The organism is Runella sp. SP2 (genome assembly GCF_003711225.1).
GTDB lineage: Bacteria > Bacteroidota > Bacteroidia > Cytophagales > Spirosomataceae > Runella.
On sequence record NZ_CP031030.1, the window covers coordinates 2248300 to 2265585 of the forward strand.

Annotated in this window: 16 protein-coding genes; 9 read left to right on the forward strand and 7 right to left on the reverse strand. The window is 44.9% G+C overall.

Annotation, left to right across the window (positions count from 1 at the left end; all coding sequences use genetic code 11):
- Positions 1-89: 89 nt before the first annotated feature.
- Positions 90-1514: an ATP-binding protein gene (locus DTQ70_RS09480; RefSeq protein WP_122930589.1), complete on the reverse strand. Its 1425-nt coding sequence runs from the start codon at positions 1512-1514 to the stop codon at positions 90-92.
- Positions 1515-1666: 152 nt separating this feature from the next.
- Here DTQ70_RS09480 and DTQ70_RS09485 point away from each other — a divergent pair, with 152 nt between their 5' ends.
- The 4 genes from DTQ70_RS09485 (at position 1667) to DTQ70_RS09500 (ending at position 6394) form a co-directional block, all read left to right on the forward strand.
- Positions 1667-1855 (forward strand): hypothetical protein, encoded by a 189-nt coding sequence (locus DTQ70_RS09485; protein WP_164489781.1) that lies wholly within the window; start codon positions 1667-1669, stop codon positions 1853-1855.
- 73 nt (positions 1856-1928) lie between these two features.
- Complete coding sequence (locus tag DTQ70_RS09490) at positions 1929-4295, forward strand: glycogen debranching protein (RefSeq protein WP_122930591.1); 2367 nt, start codon at positions 1929-1931, stop codon at positions 4293-4295.
- Positions 4296-4414: 119 nt separating this feature from the next.
- Positions 4415-5566 carry a sorbosone dehydrogenase family protein gene (locus DTQ70_RS09495; protein WP_122930592.1) on the forward strand — a complete coding sequence of 384 codons (1152 nt, stop codon included), beginning with the start codon at positions 4415-4417 and terminating at the stop codon, positions 5564-5566.
- 18 nt (positions 5567-5584) lie between these two features.
- Positions 5585-6394: a DUF5829 family protein gene (locus DTQ70_RS09500; protein WP_122930593.1), complete on the forward strand. Its 810-nt coding sequence runs from the start codon at positions 5585-5587 to the stop codon at positions 6392-6394.
- Between the two features lie 48 nt (positions 6395-6442).
- Here DTQ70_RS09500 and DTQ70_RS09505 read toward each other — a convergent pair whose 3' ends face one another.
- Both DTQ70_RS09505 and mog read right to left on the reverse strand, forming a co-directional pair.
- Positions 6443-7714: an AGE family epimerase/isomerase gene (locus DTQ70_RS09505; protein WP_122930594.1), complete on the reverse strand. Its 1272-nt coding sequence runs from the start codon at positions 7712-7714 to the stop codon at positions 6443-6445.
- Between the two features lie 66 nt (positions 7715-7780).
- Positions 7781-8302 carry a molybdopterin adenylyltransferase gene (gene mog / locus DTQ70_RS09510; RefSeq protein WP_122934330.1) on the reverse strand — a complete coding sequence of 174 codons (522 nt, stop codon included), beginning with the start codon at positions 8300-8302 and terminating at the stop codon, positions 7781-7783.
- Positions 8303-8402: 100 nt separating this feature from the next.
- Between mog and DTQ70_RS09515 the strand changes: the two genes are divergently transcribed.
- Positions 8403-8819, forward strand: a complete 417-nt coding sequence (locus DTQ70_RS09515; protein ID WP_028525574.1) for a Fur family transcriptional regulator — start codon at positions 8403-8405, stop codon at positions 8817-8819.
- 92 nt (positions 8820-8911) lie between these two features.
- The gene (locus DTQ70_RS09520; RefSeq protein ID WP_164489949.1) at positions 8912-9874 is read left to right on the forward strand and encodes a hypothetical protein; all 963 of its coding nucleotides are present in this window, start codon (positions 8912-8914) and stop codon (positions 9872-9874) included.
- 169 nt (positions 9875-10043) lie between these two features.
- On the opposite strand, the gene DTQ70_RS09525 is transcribed toward DTQ70_RS09520, so the two are convergent.
- Together DTQ70_RS09525 and DTQ70_RS09530 are read right to left on the reverse strand one after the other, a co-directional pair.
- Positions 10044-10694, reverse strand: a complete 651-nt coding sequence (locus DTQ70_RS09525; protein ID WP_122930596.1) for a hypothetical protein — start codon at positions 10692-10694, stop codon at positions 10044-10046.
- A complete protein-coding gene (locus DTQ70_RS09530; RefSeq protein ID WP_122930597.1) occupies positions 10691-11284 on the reverse strand; it encodes a DUF4136 domain-containing protein in 594 nt (197 codons plus the stop codon). The genes DTQ70_RS09525 and DTQ70_RS09530 overlap by 4 nt, the downstream gene beginning before the upstream one ends.
- 309 nt (positions 11285-11593) lie before the next feature.
- Between DTQ70_RS09530 and DTQ70_RS09535 the strand changes: the two genes are divergently transcribed.
- From DTQ70_RS09535 to DTQ70_RS09545, 3 genes are all read left to right on the forward strand, one after another.
- Positions 11594-12268, forward strand: a complete 675-nt coding sequence (locus tag DTQ70_RS09535) for a response regulator transcription factor (RefSeq protein ID WP_122930598.1) — start codon at positions 11594-11596, stop codon at positions 12266-12268.
- The gene (locus DTQ70_RS09540) at positions 12265-13527 is read left to right on the forward strand and encodes a HAMP domain-containing sensor histidine kinase (protein ID WP_122930599.1); all 1263 of its coding nucleotides are present in this window, start codon (positions 12265-12267) and stop codon (positions 13525-13527) included. The genes DTQ70_RS09535 and DTQ70_RS09540 overlap by 4 nt, the downstream gene beginning before the upstream one ends.
- A gap of 115 nt (positions 13528-13642) precedes the next feature.
- Complete coding sequence (locus tag DTQ70_RS09545) at positions 13643-15169, forward strand: Do family serine endopeptidase (RefSeq protein WP_122934331.1); 1527 nt, start codon at positions 13643-13645, stop codon at positions 15167-15169.
- 70 nt (positions 15170-15239) lie between these two features.
- Here the strand turns inward: DTQ70_RS09545 and DTQ70_RS09550 are convergent, their stop codons facing one another.
- Both DTQ70_RS09550 and DTQ70_RS09555 read right to left on the reverse strand, forming a co-directional pair.
- Complete coding sequence (locus DTQ70_RS09550) at positions 15240-16565, reverse strand: DEAD/DEAH box helicase (RefSeq protein WP_122934332.1); 1326 nt, start codon at positions 16563-16565, stop codon at positions 15240-15242.
- A gap of 83 nt (positions 16566-16648) precedes the next feature.
- On the reverse strand, positions 16649-17269 hold the full coding sequence (locus DTQ70_RS09555) for a DUF1080 domain-containing protein (RefSeq protein ID WP_122930600.1): 621 nt from the start codon (positions 17267-17269) through the stop codon (positions 16649-16651).
- Between the last annotated feature and the right edge of the window lie 17 nt (positions 17270-17286).

The window sequence follows — 17286 nt, forward strand, 5'->3', positions numbered from 1 at the left end:
AAATGATTTAGCGTAAAAATACCTGTTTTGTGAGTTTGGAAGAGGAAATTATCCCATATATCATAAGGCATTGATAATCTACACCTCATTTATTGAAAGAGCGCATCCATTGTCAATTCGTTTTGGATGATTGACGTTGAATATTCGTTAGGTTTTACCCCAAAAGTGGTGAGCATCGTCAGGAAAATAGACTTTTTGGTCGCCGTTTCTTCTTTGAATGACTGGATTTTTTGTCGAAGTTTGGCATCATACTCTTTTGTAATCACAAATTCATTAATTGAAAATTTTATTTCAAACAAATTGATGACTTGATCTCTACGATCAATGACTAAATCTATTTGGCTGCCTTTCTTTTCACCATCGCCTTTGGTGTACCAAGAATAGGTGTTGCTCAATACGCCACCGATGTTTAAGGCTCGTTTTATCTGGGTAATGTGCGCAAAGCATACTTGCTCAAACGCTAATCCCGACCATACCCTAAAAGACGGATTGTCTATTTGATGCAACCATACATTCGGTTCATATTTACCTGCTGTGCTAATAAATCGAAAATAAAACAAGGTATAAAAATCAGATATGCAATAAACTGAATTGGCTGTTTTATTGCCCAATTTGTGTAATTTGGCAATAAAACCACTTTCTTCTAATTCAGTAAGGGTCTTGGTAATAGCGCCCCCTGTGGTCATTTTTGTGTATTTCAATAACTCATCCCTCGTCAAAGCACCCCCTTTTTCAAAAATTGTTTTTAGTACCAACACGTGCTTTTCTGCGTTCCGAAACAACGAAGAAAAGACATAACTAAACTCCGTTCTTAACTTGCCATCATTTCTAAAGCACAAATCTTCAATATTCTGCATGGCGCTTTTTCCTGCTTCCACTTGATCCAAATAATACGGAATTCCACCCATAACCATGTACAATTGAATGATTTGGTAATGGTCTAAAACGATGTTTTTTTGCGTAAAATAAGCCTTGGTTTCTTGTAAATCGAAGGGCTCAAGTTTAATCCTTTCCGTTACCCGATTGTATAATCCGCCTGTATTTTTTATTAAATTATTGAGCATCCAAGAAGCCGCAGAACCACAGACAATTAGCAAGACATTAGTTTGAGCACTTGCCCAAGCATTCCAAAAAAACTCCAGTCCCATCATAAAATCCGACTTTTTAGTGTCCATCCAAGGCATTTCATCAATGAATATCACTCTTTTGTCGGTCGATTTTTTTTTCTCTAACTCTTTGATTAGAAGGCTAAACGCCTCCAACCAACTAGACGGTACTGCATGATGATTTGAGAAATAGTTATTGATAAAAATGGTAAAATTTGTCAATTGCTGTCGGGTGTTCCCTTTAGCAAGCCCCGTAGCATAAAAATCAAATTCATTCTTAAAGTAGTTTCTTATCAAAAACGTTTTTCCAACCCTTCGCCTTCCATAAACAGCCAAAAACTCAGATTGGGTCGAAGCTACAAGCTTATCTAATTTTTGAATTTCTCTAATTCTACCAATTAATTTCATTTGTCATCTCTTTCTATTATTGGCCAAAAGTAACCATAAAATTCAATTTTTGGCTAATAATAATCTTTATTCTTGGCCAAAAATAAAAATAACAGCCTATTTTGGCCAAGAATAAAGATTAATTGGTTGAGCCCAAACTCACTTGGTTCCCGATGCTCACCACTATTTTACGCGGCCCTTGTCCATACACTTGTCAATTCGTCGGAGTTTTTGTTTCACATTTAGACGACGGCAATCCTCCCCTTACTCCCGCTTGGGCTTTGGAATGTTGGCTTTGGGAAGACGATAAAAACACCGCTGCCTACGAAGATTCGTTACTTAGTTGGGAACTATCAAATTGACTATTAGGACTGCTTTTAACATCATTACAAAGTTTCTTGTAACTTGCAATCTTGTGTTCCATTTAACCTATTGATGATGAAAATAGCACCGTATCTCATTCTTGCGCTTTTGGCTGTGCAGTGTAAAACAGCCTCAAATTCTTCTTTTCAAAACTTACAGGCTAACCTTACCGATGTTGAAAAAATCAAAGGACGTACCGAATACATCGAGTCACCCTACGTAACGGCGGGCGACCGCGTCTATATGGTGGGTCACCAAGACGGCTCTTTTCCCGATTTGGGGTGGCACATTACGGGCGAGATGGGAGGAATTTGGGACCATCCGATTAAATTGATGGATGGATTTTCGGCCCAATTAACCCTCAACAATTCTACACTTTGCCTTACCAAAGCCGACACGTTTTACAATTATCCCTTTGCCAATCAGCACATTTACCTTCTCCCCAAAGAAGGAATGCGGGTTGAACGGTTGCAGTTTGTCCCTGATGGGAAGGAAGCCGTAGTAGTTCAGTATGCGTTTCATAACTCCGAAGCCAAAGAGAAAAAAATCACGTTTCAGTTCAACGGAAAATCGGATTTGCGGCCTACTTGGCTTTCGGAACGCACCAACACCCAAGACGGAAACGACCAAGCAACGTTTGATGCGGGCACTCACGCTTGGGTCGTGAAAGATAGCCTTAATGAGTGGTTCGTTACGTTTGGGTCAACGCTTGCGCCCGTTAAACACACAACGGAAACCAACGATTGTACCCTAAAATCAGGTGGCAAAGGCGTCAATGCTTCCCTGACTTACGAGCTCACGCTTCCTGCCAATGGCTCAATTGTGCTACCGTTCACAGTTGCGGGTTCGTACGAGTCGAAGGACAAGGCACAAGCCACGCTAGAAGAAGTTCAGGAAAAAACAGCGGAATTATTCAGTTCCAAAAAGAAAAGATATGCCGAATTGGCGTCACAAACGCAGATTTCGATTCCTGACCAAGACGTCCAACAGGCTTTTAACTGGCTCAAATACAGTACCGATTGGCTCGTTCGCGACGTTCCAAACGTAGGGCGTGGTCTATCAGCAGGGCTTCCCGACTATCCGTGGTGGTTTGGGGTGGACAATGAGTATTCTCTACAAGGCGCTTTGCTCATCGGCCGCTTTGACATTGTGTATAAAACCATTGAATTGCTCGTTAAAGAGTCAAATCGGGTCAATAAAAACAGCGGGCGGATTTTGCACGAAATGTCCACCAATGGGCAGGTTTTTAACGAAGGGAACATCAACGAAACGCCCCAATTTGCGACGCTCATTTGGACCATTTATCAATGGACGGGCGATAAGGAGTTTTTGGCCAAGTACTACCCTGTGGTGGTGAAAGGCTTGGATTGGTTGATGAAAGAAAACGACAAAGATGGCAATCTCCTGCCCGACGGCTTTGGCATGATGGAAATTCACGGGCTAAACAGCGAAATGATTGACGTGGCGGCCTACAGCCAAAAAGCCTTTGCAGACGCGGCACAAATGGCCAAAGAAATGGGAGATGTAACGCTGGTCGCTAAGTATCAAAACATTGCGCAAAAAATCAAAAACAAAATCAATACGGAGTTTTGGGTACCTGAAAGTCAGTCGTATGCCGATTTTATTGGTACCAAAGAACAAACGCTTCACCTCATCGACGACGCCATCGTGAGGGCAGACACCCTCAAAAAACCCTGGGCCGTCGCCGAAATGAAAGCTTTGAAGGCAAAGGTCAAATCTTTGCCCGCAGGAACGAAAAAAGGCTTTGTCCTCCACCACAACTGGGTCGTAAATACGCCGATGGAAATGGGCATTGCCGATTCGGACAAAGCCTTCAAAGCCCTTGAAACGGGGCAAAAATTTGTAAATCCGTTTGGAATGTTTGTCACGGGCATCGACCGCGACGAGTCGGCGGGAAAAGATGTAAGTTCGGCAGCGAAGGGCAAAAAAACGTTTACTTATACGGGCGCAGTGATGACGCTGCCAACGGGTGTGCAGGCCATTTCTGAAAACAACTACGGTCGTCCCGACCAAGCCCTCGATTACCTCAAGCGCATGACGCGGGCGTTTAGCTTTGCACTCCCTGGGTCGATGTACGAAGTTTCTCCCGATTTTGGCATGTTTGCCCAAGCATGGACGCTTTATAGTTTTGGCGTACCGATTATTCGCCAATTCTTTGGTGTTCAACCCAATGCCGCCCATAAAATCATTCGGATTCAACCTCAATTTCCTTCCTCGTGGGACAAAGCAAGCGTGGAAAAATTAACCATTGGCGACAATCAGTTAACGGTTCATTTTGAAAAAAGTGGCAACAAACAGACCCTTCGCCTCACTCAAACCAAACCTGATTGGAAAATCGTTTTTGCTTTGCCAAAAGGAAAGTATAAATCGTGGGAGGTAAACGGCAAAAAAGTAACAGCGACGCAGGAAGGGCGTTAGATGTGTCGGGAAGCAATGGGGAGAAAATAGTGCTCGAAGCCTTTTAATGGCATATAACTTACCTCCACCTTCCCGAAAGTTTTGAACTTTCGGGAAGGCAAAAAAGATACACCAACCCCATGAATATAAAGACTTTAACTCGCCTTTTTTCTATTATCTTCTCATTGGGGCTGTTGGGTTTCTTGTCCAATTCCCAACAACCGCTGAACCTAGAAAATGCCTTCCCTCAGCTCACGTTTGAGCGTCCTGTTGAGTTTACCCACGCAGGCGACGGCAGCAATCGTTTGTACGTAATTGAGCAAGAAGGACTGATTCGGGTGTTTGAAAATAGCCCTTCGGTAAAATCGGCTGATGTTTTTTTAGACCTTAAAAATAAAGTTTCCTCGGAAGGTGAAATGGGGCTGCTTGGGCTTGCTTTTCACCCCAATTTTAAGCAAAACGGCTACTTTTATGTCTATTATACCAAACGTAAACCGTTGGAATCCATCATTGCCCGCTACCGAGTGGTTTCCAACAAAGTGGATGTTTCAACGGAAACTATTTTACTACGGTTTGACCAGCCTTACGACAATCACAACGGCGGTAAAATTGCCTTTGGCCCCGACGGATACCTCTACATTGGAACAGGAGACGGCGGGGCGTGGGGCGACCAACATAATTATGCCCAAAACCGAAGTTCGTTGCTAGGAAAAATCTTACGCATTGATGTAAACCAAACAACCCGAGGTGCTTACGGAATTCCAGCTGACAATCCCTATGTGGGCTCAACAGAAGGTTTTCGGGAAGAAATTTATGCGTATGGACTGCGAAATCCGTGGCGATTTAGCTTCGATACCGCTTCTAAACAACTTTGGGTGGGCGACGTGGGCCAAAATGAATTTGAAGAAATAAACATCGTCACCAAAGGCGGAAATTACGGCTGGCGACTCAAAGAAGCCGTGCGTTGTTACAACCCTCGAAAGGATTGCGACCCTGCCCTACAACTCATTGACCCCATTCATCATTACCCTCGTACAGACGGTGTTTCGGTAACGGGTGGATTTGTGTATCGTGGTTTGCGTGCGCCTTCCCTGCGGGGAAAATACCTCTTTGCTGATTATAGCAACGGCAACATTTGGGCACTTACTTTTGAAGGAAATAAGAAAACGAGGCTGGAATTGGTCAGTAAAGAAGGAGGTTCGGTTTCTGCCTTTGGTGAAGATGCCCAAGGAGAACTTTATATTTTGGATCATTCTAGCGGCAAAATCAACCGATTTTCTCCATCAAACTAACCCAAAAACACCCAACGTATGACAACTCCCACCGTTCTTTTAAATCATTTTTACCTCACTCTCGACCGCGAAACATTTCAGGCAATAGCCCAATCTGAGTTTTTACGCCAACAGTTTGCCCCCAACGAAATCAGAACCACAAATCGTACCGACCGAAGTTATACTGGGCTTTATTTTTACGGGGAAAGAACGTATTTTGAATTTTTTGACGTCACGACAGAAACACACCGACACATTGGTGATTCAGCCATTGCATTTGGCCTTGAAAACGAAGGAGACACTTCGCTTTTAGAAGTCCATTGGCCTGATTCGCACCGACTTAGTATTACTCGTCCCACCCATACCGAACAAGTACCTTGGTTTGAGATGCTCATTCCGAAAGGATTCACACTTGAAAACCCTCTGACCTTCTGGACGATGGAATACCGCCCTACTTTTCTTACAAGTTGGTTTCCAACGGCCACTGCTGCCCCTTCATTGGCACGCCAGGAGGTTTTAGAGCGTTACAAATCCCGAATTGACAAAGTTTGTCAGCCCTATTTTAAAAATATAAGTGGCCTGACCATTGGACTACCCGAAGATGTCTATCAAGCTGTTGACCATTTTACCCATCAATTTGGGTATTCTAAAAAAGCCACGTCTAGCGGTTTTTTCTTTACCGATGTTGAAAATGTAACGTACCACATTCAGCTCTCAGAAAGTATGCACTATGGAATTTCGGAAGTAGTTTTTGATGTTACGCGCCAACCGAGTCAGGCAAATTGGGAATTGGGCAATTCCGAGCTTCGGTTTTTAAATGACCAAAACGCCGTTTGGAAGTTTTGGTAACTTACAGCACCTTCCCGAAAGTTCAAAACTTTCGGGAAGGTGGAACTCCTAAACGCCTTTCGCGATTTTATCCAAACGTACAATCGACTGCACCATCGAACGAACGTCGTGATAATTGATTTTCCAAGAATGGCTCATGTGTTTCCAAATCGGCACACCTTGGCGCGTCATCAGCGGCCACCACTCACCTAGTTCGTGATTAATCATTTTATCAAACACAAAACGGTGGATGTTTTCGTACGCCTCCAAATACTTTTCGTCCTTGAGGTAACGGTACGCATCCAGCATTCCAATCAACATTTCGGCTTGCTGCCAAAACTCCTTCTCGCGGTCATAGACCTCGCCCGCGTGTGAACCTTCTACATACACCCCGCCAAATTCCCAGTCAACACCATATTGTAATGAATGACTGTACGATTTTTTGATTTGCTCGCCGTACGTATCATAAGGTAAACCTAGCACATCGAGGGCGTGCATCAACAACCACGCAAACTCCGAATTGTGTCCGTAGCTAGTATTGTCTTCTGCGGCGGCTTTCATTCCGTCTTCAGAAAAACGATCCCATCCCCACACAATATCAAATTTGATTTGTGGTGCTACCGACCAATCTGCCCAAAACTGCGGGATACCCGTACCGTATTCAGGGTGCATGATTTTGGTCACCAACAATTCGATGATTTCTAACAACTTACGACGGTGCACCTCCAATCCTGTGCATTCGTAAAGCGTCGTAAAAGCTTCCATTAAGTGCATGTGCGCATCAAGCGTTTTACGATCCCCGCCTGCTGCACCTGGCCCTTTGAGCGTCCAATCGCGGTGGAACATTTCAAAATATCCCCCAAAGTGGGTATCTGCACCATATTTTTGGAGAAGGTCAAAACATTTTTCGGCGTACTCCCGACCGCGCAAATCTCCCGTAGCGAGGGTATATTCACTCAATGAATAAATACAAAAACTGAGGCCGTAGATGATTTTTTGGTCGTTGGTGACTTCCCCTTTGCGGTTGGTCATCCAGTAAAATCCACCAAACTCCTCGTCCCACATATTGTTGATGAGGTAATCAACCCCGTGGCGGGCCATTTCGGCAAATTCACCGTTTCCATATCCCGCACGGTGCACCGACGAATAGGTAAAAACCGACCGCGATTGAGCAATCAACGATTTTTCATCTTCGCCCGAATCGTTTCCAAACTGGTCGAAATGCGTTAAAAAGCCACCATTTTCTTTATCGACGGTACGCTTTACCCAAAAAGGCAATAATCCATTGTTAAGATACGTCTCAATTTCCTGACGCAAGGAAGCAATTTTTTCAGAAGTCATAGTGAAGCGCTTTTTTCATAAAAACACAAACGTGTGTAATAACTACTGACACTGTGCCGATTTGGGCTATTTAGGTCTAAACACCTTTATCACGGCTTCGTTGGTTTCTAAAAATGGCCCTCCAATCAAATCAATGCAGTACGGAATAGCGGGAAAAACAGCATCCAAACACTGACGAATGGCCGAAGGTTTTCCTGGCAAATTAACAATCAGTGTTTTGCCCCGAATCCCTGCCGTTTGGCGTGACAAAATGGCCGTGGGCACGTACTGTAAACTCACTTGCCGCATCAGTTCCCCAAACCCTGGCATCATTTTATGGCAAACGGCCTCGGTTGCTTCGGGAGTAACATCGCGGGGCGCGGGGCCCGTTCCGCCGCATGTTACTACTAAACAGCAACCTTCTTTATCAGCCATTTCGACAAGGGCTTGGCTAATCAAATGTTGCTCGTCGGGAATAACCCGATACACGGGTTCCCAAGCACTGGTTAGGTATTCGTTGAGCGTTGACACAATGGCCTTCCCTGGGATGTCTTCATAAACACCCGCACTGGCGCGGTCGGAGACGTTAATAATGCCTATTTTAATCATCATGGAACAGTTTGTTTATAGCAACCGTTTAAAAAGAAAGCCCGTTCAGTTCGGTAAATCCGAAGCTAACTTGATAAATTTGGGCAAAAATAACAAGGTCATGAATACTTTCGCCAAAGATACCCTGCGATTACACGAATTACGCCATACAAGCTGTCGTGAAGATATTTTGGAAATTTTACAAAACCGTGCTTCTGCGCTTTCACACGGGGATTTAGAAAATGGCTTAAAAGACCGCTACGACCGCGTTACTATTTACCGTACCCTAAAAACGTTCGTTGATAAAGGCATTATTCATAAAGTGTTGGACGAAGATGGCCTTCGCTACGCTTTGTGCAAAGATGCTTGCCAAGAGCACAATCACCACCACGACCACGTTCATTTTAAATGCCAAATGTGCGGTAAAACCACTTGTTTGGAAGACATTCATGTTCCGTCGCTGGCCCTACCCGCAGGTTTCAAATCCAAAGAAGTGAATTTATTGATTCAAGGCACTTGTTCGATTTGTAATAAGTAACTTTTACCGTTAACTAAAACAAGTTGATTTTCTGAGCATTAGAAGCAACTTTTGTCGTAAAGAATACCCTCACTTCAAATTTCTATACGACAATGAGACAGTTATCCATGCTTACCTCAGCACTTCTTTTTTTGAATGTGCTTTCTCTGAATGCTCAGTCCATTACCCTTACGCCCAATACAAACGGCAATCCCCAAGAAGGCCGATTGTATTATGATAATTCGGCCAAAGAACTTCGGTTCTGGAACGGGTCGGTTTATGTACCAGTCGGCAACTCGGGTAGCCCAACGCCAGGCTGGGTCAATTCGGGAACAAACCTCTTCAATGCAAATACGGGCAACTTGGGCGTAGGCACCGAATCGCCTACCTCAAAGCTTACGATACGTCATAATTTCTCCAATATCCTATCCCTTCTACACCTCAACGCCTTAAGCACGGGTTTAACCAACTCTATTTTTTTTGGAGGTAGTAACTACACCACTGGAATTATCTCTACCATTGGTACATCTAGTTCGGCTGCCCGAATGGCATTTTCAACGGGCTATTCGTTTTCAGGGGGCGTTTTCAACATGCAAGAACGGCTGAGTATTGCCAATGATGGAAAAGTAGGAGTCAATCAGCCTGCGCCCCAAGCAACATTGGATGTGGGTGGAAGCATTCGTTTTTCGGGGAGTAACCCTGCGGCATTTGTAGTAACGGCAACCTCGGGAGTCAATACCTATTCAGCACTCCCATTTTCGGGTTCACCTTCCTTAATAACTGCCGCTGGGGGTAAATGTTACGCCATCAGAATCGACCACCCGATGTGTAACAATAACGCCAATGCCATATTGATGGTAACTGCTCAAGTGTCAACTTTCGGTGGGGTTCAATATAATAACGGTTATTGGTACTTGATTCCAAGCAGCAACGAGCGCTATACCGTTGGACGTTTTAGCGCCCGACTCGACTGTACCAACACCGCAGCTTGCGTAGATGCCCTTTTTATTGGAGACCGTGAGTCGGAGTATTTTTTCAATGGCAATAAATTCAACGTGCTGATTATTCAAAATTAAGTGCTGTCGGTGCTGGAGGTTTCTTCCCGTGCTTTCGGTTTCTCAAAACCGAAAGTGAGGTTTCTCAAAACCTCGTTTTAATCAGTTTTGAGAAACCTCACGCGTCAGATTTGGTCTAAAAGTCGGTTTTGAGAAACCGACCTCACAGGGCAGAAACCCACTTCACAGGTTAGTGTCGGCCTCCTCGACCGCCGCCACTAAATCCGCCTCGGAATCCTCCACCGCCATAGCTATAACTTCTTGGCGCAGAAAATGACTGGTACGACTGACGAGTTTGAGGTCGTGCTTGATATGTTCGTGCTGATTCGTTACGGTAGGTTTGGCGTCCCGTATTTCCTGCCGACAAGCGAGGACTAGCAGGACGTGGCATGTTCAAAATTCGGTTTTCGGGAGAAAAACCAGACCGATTTACGTAATAACCAGCGGGGTAACGACGCACGTAAAAAGAGTTGTTTAACCAAGGGCGTCGAATGCCTTGATTAAGCATGACGATATAGGCCGAATTAAGGTTTATCCCTGCATACATACTGGGCAAAAAGGCCGAAGAAGCCCAAATACCCGCATTGTTGTACCAAAACAGTTGCGACGACAAATCATAATACATGCCGTAATCGGGCAAATAATAGTACTGAACACCCGCAACCGCAGCGCCTTGAGGAGCCCAAGTGGGAGGTACGTAGCTTTGATAAGTAGTACCCGACGCTATGGTATAGGTATTAGGTGAACAAGAATCGAGGGTAAAAAGGGTAACGAAAGCGACTACCCCTATGCCAATAAATCGACGTACCCCTTGAAACGGAGCGTGCTTTAGCGTTTTCATGACACAGTTTGTTTTAATGGATAATACTTGGTGAACATTTTACGAACACTCGAATTGATTTGGTTTTGGATGCGGTTGATTTTTCCGCTCAACGTTCCTTGAGCCACCCCTTCCCAAAGTACTTCTTTGGTTTTGGCATCCAAAATATCAATGACCAGCGTTCCTTCAGTGTATTGGGTTTGGTAAGGATAACCTCCTCCCCCCCAGCCCATCATGCCGTAAGGGTAAAAACCGCCCCAACGCCCCCATCCACCGAAGTAGGGATAAAAACCGCCTGAATAATTGGTGCGGCGTTGTTGCTGGGTGTAAGTATGAAATTGTATAAGAGCATCTGGTGCATCTTCATCTTCTTTCATTCCACGAGTGAGCAACTCCGTCCCCACTGACTGCTTGACGGTAGCCGAAAGCAAATCGCTGTTATACATCGGATTAGGCCCCGCTTTGACGTCAGGGCGTAACCAAGCAAAGGTTTTGTACTTACCCAAATCGGCGGCGGGGTTGATTCCTGCACTTACTTGGGCGAAAGCAGCTGAAACGGTCAGGGCAATCATTCCGAAAAACACTGACCCCATTTTTACGAACTTTTTCATTGTTTTCTAGCTATTAATTGGGTTATATTCTTGACCAAAAGAATACCACAATTCTGTAGAAAATCTATAGAAAACGGTATTGGGCCGTATTTTTTTAAGTTTTAATCACTTTTTTATTTACCCGCCGATGCCGCTGAATAGTACAAACGCAGATTTACGCTGAAAAAAGACTTTGTCAACCCATTCTTCTGCGGCATTCTGCGGCTCTACATCTGCGCTTATCTGCGGGTAAAACTTTAAACACAGGCTTACACAACACTTCGACCTCAAAATGCGTAAATGTGTTTGTAAGAAAATTTGGTAGAGATTATGAAAATCTTAATCATTGAAGACGAAGAATCATTGGCACATCCATTGCGCGAATACTTAACCAGCGAAGGCCACCTGTGTGAGTGGGTTTCGACTTATCTGGCTGCCGAAGAAAAAATAGGCGTTTATGAGTACGACTGCGTGTTGGTTGACATCATGCTTCCAGGTGGTTCGGGCCTTGATTTGGTCGATTTGCTCAAAAAAACGCAGTCACAGGCGGGAATTATCATCATTTCAGCCAAAAATGCGCTCGACGATAAAATTTTGGGGCTCGAACTCGGCGCAGATGATTATTTAACCAAACCTTTTCATTTGTCCGAACTGAACGCCCGCATCAAATCCATCCAACGGCGGCGGCAATTTGCGGGCAATCGTGAAATCAAATTTGGTGATATTCGCATTGTGCCCGATTCTAAAGAAGTATGGGTACATGATTCGGAAATTGTCCTGACCCGCAAAGAATACGATTTATTAATGTATCTGGTAGCCAATGCCAACCGCGTGCTGAGCAAAGGTGCCATTTCTGAACACCTGTACGGCGATGAAATCGACCAAGCCAATAGCTTTGATTTCTTATATTCGCACATGAAAAACCTCCGAAAAAAATTATCCGAACAAGGCTGCCCCGACTACATTCAAACGGTTTATGGGGTAGGTTATAAATTTGCCGCATGACGCTCATCACCAAAGCCACCCGCTCCTTTTTACTTGCCTGCCTTGTTGCCTTGGCCGTGGGGGGAGTGAGTTGCTTTTGGTTTTTACACAAAATCATGGACAACGAAGCCTCCGAGCAGTTGCTCCACGAAAAAGAACAAGTGGAAGATTATGTCAACGAGATTGGGGTTTTACCCAAACGATGGTTTTCCATTTCGGACAGCCTTTGGGCCATTCGCACGCATCCTCCCTTGCCGATGGTAATGAGTGACACCGTTTTATTTAGTACCGTCCAGAAAGAATACCTAGCTTATCGTCAACTTAGTTTTGGAATTGCGACCCTCAACGGCTATTATCAAGTTAATATCCGAAAAGCATTGTACGAAACCCAAGGACTCAAACAAGCTCTTTTGTTGGCATTTTCTGGCTTGAGTATCGTCTTGGTAGGACTGTTGTTTTTTATCAATTACCGTCTTTCCAGAAGCCTGTGGAAACCGTTTTACCGCACCCTTGATACCCTCAAAACGTTCCAATTGGCACAAAAAGAGCCTTTAAAGTTTCGGAGAACGAGCATCACTGAATTTCAAACCCTTCAGTTAAATCTAACAAAACTGACCAATCAACTTCGGCAAGATTACCAAAGCCTTAAAACGTTTACCGAAAACGCCTCGCACGAACTCCAAACGCCCTTGGCCGTCATTGCGTCCAATTTAGACTTACTCATTCAAGCCCCCAACCTGACCGAAGAACAGCTCGAACGCATCGGAAATCTGATTGAAACGGTGGGAAATTTATCCAAAATGAACCACAGTTTGTTGCTTTTAACCAAAATAGAAAACGGTCAGTTTACCGACGCCGTTGAGCTTGATTTGAGTTCGTTGCTTTCCGAAAAAATCGACCTCTGGGAACCGCTCATTCAAGACAAGGGCTTGACCCTTCACCAACAGATTGCTCCCAATGTTCGCCTCCACATCCATAAATTGTTGGTGGATGTGTTGTTGAACAACCTACTTGGGAATGCCCTCAAACACAACCAACCCAACGGCAGCATTCGGGTTGAGCTCACCCAAAATACCCTTATTTTATCCAACACAGGCCCCCAGCCGACCCTTCCCGTTGACCAGCTTTGGGAAAGATTCAGCAAAGGTTCTTCCCGTACTGATTCCGTTGGATTAGGACTGGCGCTTGTCAAACAGATTGCTGATACCTACCATTTCCCTATTTCTTACCACTTCCAAGACGGCTGGCACCACGTCCAAATCTCATTTAACATTTCTTAACACTCGGCCCTTCGTTTCTACAGAATCTCTACAAAATCGCGCCGTAATCTTGTTGCATCAATCAGCCACAAAGGCGTTGACAAACGATTCTTACAACCTAAAAAAACGAAAAGCCATGAGTCAAAATTGGAAACAGCTCGCCTTGGTAGGATTAATCTCAGGGGGAGTTTCAGTAGGAGCTTTAGAATTGCTCCACCAAACAAATCAAGATGTTATATTGAAAGAAGCGCCGTTAGCTTCGTTGGCCAAGCTCACTTCCGCAGGAGGCCCCGCTGGCGTACCAGGTGATTTTACCTACGCCGCCGACGTTTCGATGCCTGCCGTCGTACACATTACCTCGACCATCAAAACGAGGGGAGAAAATGCCCAAAATCTTCAGATTCCCGAAGCTTTCCGCGAGTTTTTTGGCGACCGCGCTCCCAATATGCAGCAAGGGCCTCAAAAACAACAGGCGTCTGGTTCGGGCGTGATTATTAGCCCCGACGGCTACATTGTCACCAACAACCATGTGGTTGAAGGCGCTGAAGAACTGGAAGTTGTGTTGAACAACAAACACACCTACAAGGCCAAGGTGATTGGCACCGACCCATCGACTGATTTGGCGGTGATTCAGATTCCTGCCAAAAACTTGCAGGCATTGACTTTTGCTAATTCTGACGCGGCAAAAATTGGTGAATGGGTGGTAGCGGTTGGGAATCCATTCAACTTGGAATCGACCGTAACGACGGGGATTATTAGTGCCAAAGGCCGTGGATTGGGTATCATTGGTCAAAAACAACAAAATGAATTTAGCGGCCCTGCGCGTAAAGGTGATTCTCCGCTTGAGTCCTTCATCCAAACGGATGCCGTCGTAAACCCTGGTAATTCGGGTGGTGCGTTGGTTAACCTCAAATGTGAATTGGTAGGTATCAACACCGCAATCGCGAGCCCAACGGGTAGTTATGCAGGGTATTCGTTTGCCGTTCCTTCCAATTTGGTCAAAAAAGTAGCGGGCGATTTGATTAAGTATGGCAACGTACAACGTGGTTACTTAGGCATTATGCTCGACGAATTGGACAGCAAAAAAGCCGACGAATACGGCGTAAAAGAAACCGAAGGGGTTTACGTAAAATCGTTTTCTCCCAACAGTGCCGCCAAAGAAGCGGGTCTAAAACCTGGGGACGTGATTTTGAAAGTTGATGGCAACAACGTCAATACCGTACCGCAATTGCAGGAATTGATTGGCCGTAAACAACCTGGAGAATCGGCAAAACTCGCCATTAGCCGCGACGGCAGTGTCAAAGACATAGCTGTAACGCTTCGTAACCGCGACGGTGGAAATCAGTTATTGAAACCCGATGCCGCCGAAGTTGTCCTCAACGACCTTGGCGTTCAGCTCAATGACTTGTCACCTCGTGAAAAAACCGTTTTGAAAGAAAATGGGATAGAAGGAGGGGCCAAAGTAGGCAGTATCGAAGCAGGAAAACTTTCAAGAGCAGGCGTACAAGAAGGATTCATTATCACCAAGTTGAACGGCAAAGTGATTCGTTCGGTGCAAGAATTCAAAAACGCCATTGAAGGTAAAAAAGGAACAAGGGTTCAAATCGAAGGGATTTATTCCGACGAGCCCACCGACAGTTTTACGTTTGGATTTAACGTTTAAACGTAAATTCATGGCTGTGTTAAGAGAAGTAAACGCACTCGGCAGTTTGCCGAGTGCGTTTCTTTTATGACTATCGAGGACCTTTTTTACCCTCGTTACGTTTGGCATACCAAGGACGTTGTCCACTCTTTGCTTTGGCGGCTCCGCCTTGTTCGGGGGCATTGCCCGACGGCTTGGGTCTAGCCCTTTGGAAATTGTTTGATTTTGGCGTTGCTGACTGTGGCTTAGGCTTAGCAACCTCATTTCCAGGCTTCTGACTTTGAGGATACGGGTGTTCTTCGACCACAGGAATCACCTTATCAATCAATTTCTGAATATCTTTCAACGATTTACGTTCTTCCGTTTCGCAAAATGAGTAAGCCGTTCCCGAAGCGCCCGCCCGTCCTGTTCGTCCAATTCGGTGAACGTAGGTTTCGGGGATATTCGGTATTTCGTAGTTAAAAACGTGCGCCAATTCGTCCACGTCGATACCACGCGCGGCAATGTCCGTCGCTACCAAAACACGGGTAGTTTTTGCTTTAAAGTTATTCAACGCATTTTGGCGAGCGTTTTGTGATTTATTTCCGTGGATTGATTCAGCTTTGATGTTATGTCGCATCAACACTTTCATCACTTTATCGGCGCCAAATTTGGTACGCGTAAACACCAATGCGTTTTCTATTTTCTTTTCTTCCAACAAATGAATCAACAAATTGGCTTTGTTTTCTTTATCCACAAAATACACCCACTGTTGAATCAAATCGACCGTTGACGATACGGGCGTCACTTCTACTTTTTCGGGTTCATGCAAAATAGTATCGGCCAATTTGACAATCTCGGGTGGCATCGTGGCCGAGAAAAACAGTGATTGACGGCGCGGAGGCAGCACGGCAATTACCTTCCGAACGTCATGAATAAAGCCCATGTCGAGCATTCGGTCGGCTTCATCCAACACAAAGATTTCGAGGTATTTAAGGCTTACAAAACGTTGAGCCATTAAGTCCAGCAAGCGCCCAGGCGTTGCCACCAGAATGTCCACACCGTTGTGAAGGGCATCCGTCTGACGAGCTTGTTTTACCCCGCCAAAAATAACGGTATGTTTCAAACCCGTATAACGGCCATAAGAGGCCAAACTTTCCCCGATTTGAATCGCTAACTCGCGGGTTGGCGTCAGAATGAGCGCTTTGATGGCGCGTTGTTTGGCATTTCGATGCAATTGCCGCTCCGACAAAAGTTGAAGAATTGGAATGGCAAAAGCGGCGGTTTTCCCCGTTCCCGTTTGGGCACATCCGAGCAAATCTTTTCCGCTTAAAACAATCGGAATGGCTTCGGCCTGAATCGGGGTTGGAGTTTCGTATCCCTCGGCCGTTAGTGCGCGGCGAATAGGGTCAATTAATTGAAGTGAGTCAAATGTCATGTAATCTTGTATAAATAAAAAGCGTGGAAAGTAGCTACTTTCCACGCTCATCGGGTAACTATACCGCAAAGATAGGTAAATAATTACAACGACTTAATTTTTAAATTCTTCCAGTTGACTTTGATACCCCCACCGTCGTGAATTTGAAGGGCAATTGACCCGTTTCCAGCGCCAATTTTCTCGTCGTTGATGTCCACCATTTCGTGGCCGTTCAACCACGTACGAACGCGCGGCCCTTCTGCTCTGATTTTAAGGGTATTCCATTCACCAAATTTCAAAAATCCTTCTTTCTCGTCGGGAATCTGAATCAACCAACCACGGCCGTACGATTCGTAAATTCCGCCCGTATCGTGGTTTGGAGGGGCTACTTCTACCTGCCAGCCGCTAATTTTGGTACTTCCGTCGGGAATATTTGAACGAATAAAAACGCCGCTGTTGCCGTTGGCACCTTGTTTAAAATCAACCGACAGTTCGAAGTTCTTGTAGGTTTTGGTCGTTGCTAAGTATCCATAACCTTTGTCAGGACCACTTTCACAGATCAATTCACCGTCTTGAACGTACCATTTTTCGGTACCATATACCTTCCAACCTGTGAGGTCTTTACCGTTAAATAAATTTTCTTTTTTTTGGGCCATGGCCCCCGTTGTCAACGCCAATGAGCAGGCAGCAATTAGAAATGGTTTACGTAGATTTGAGAGAAACATTACTTTAAAGGATAAAC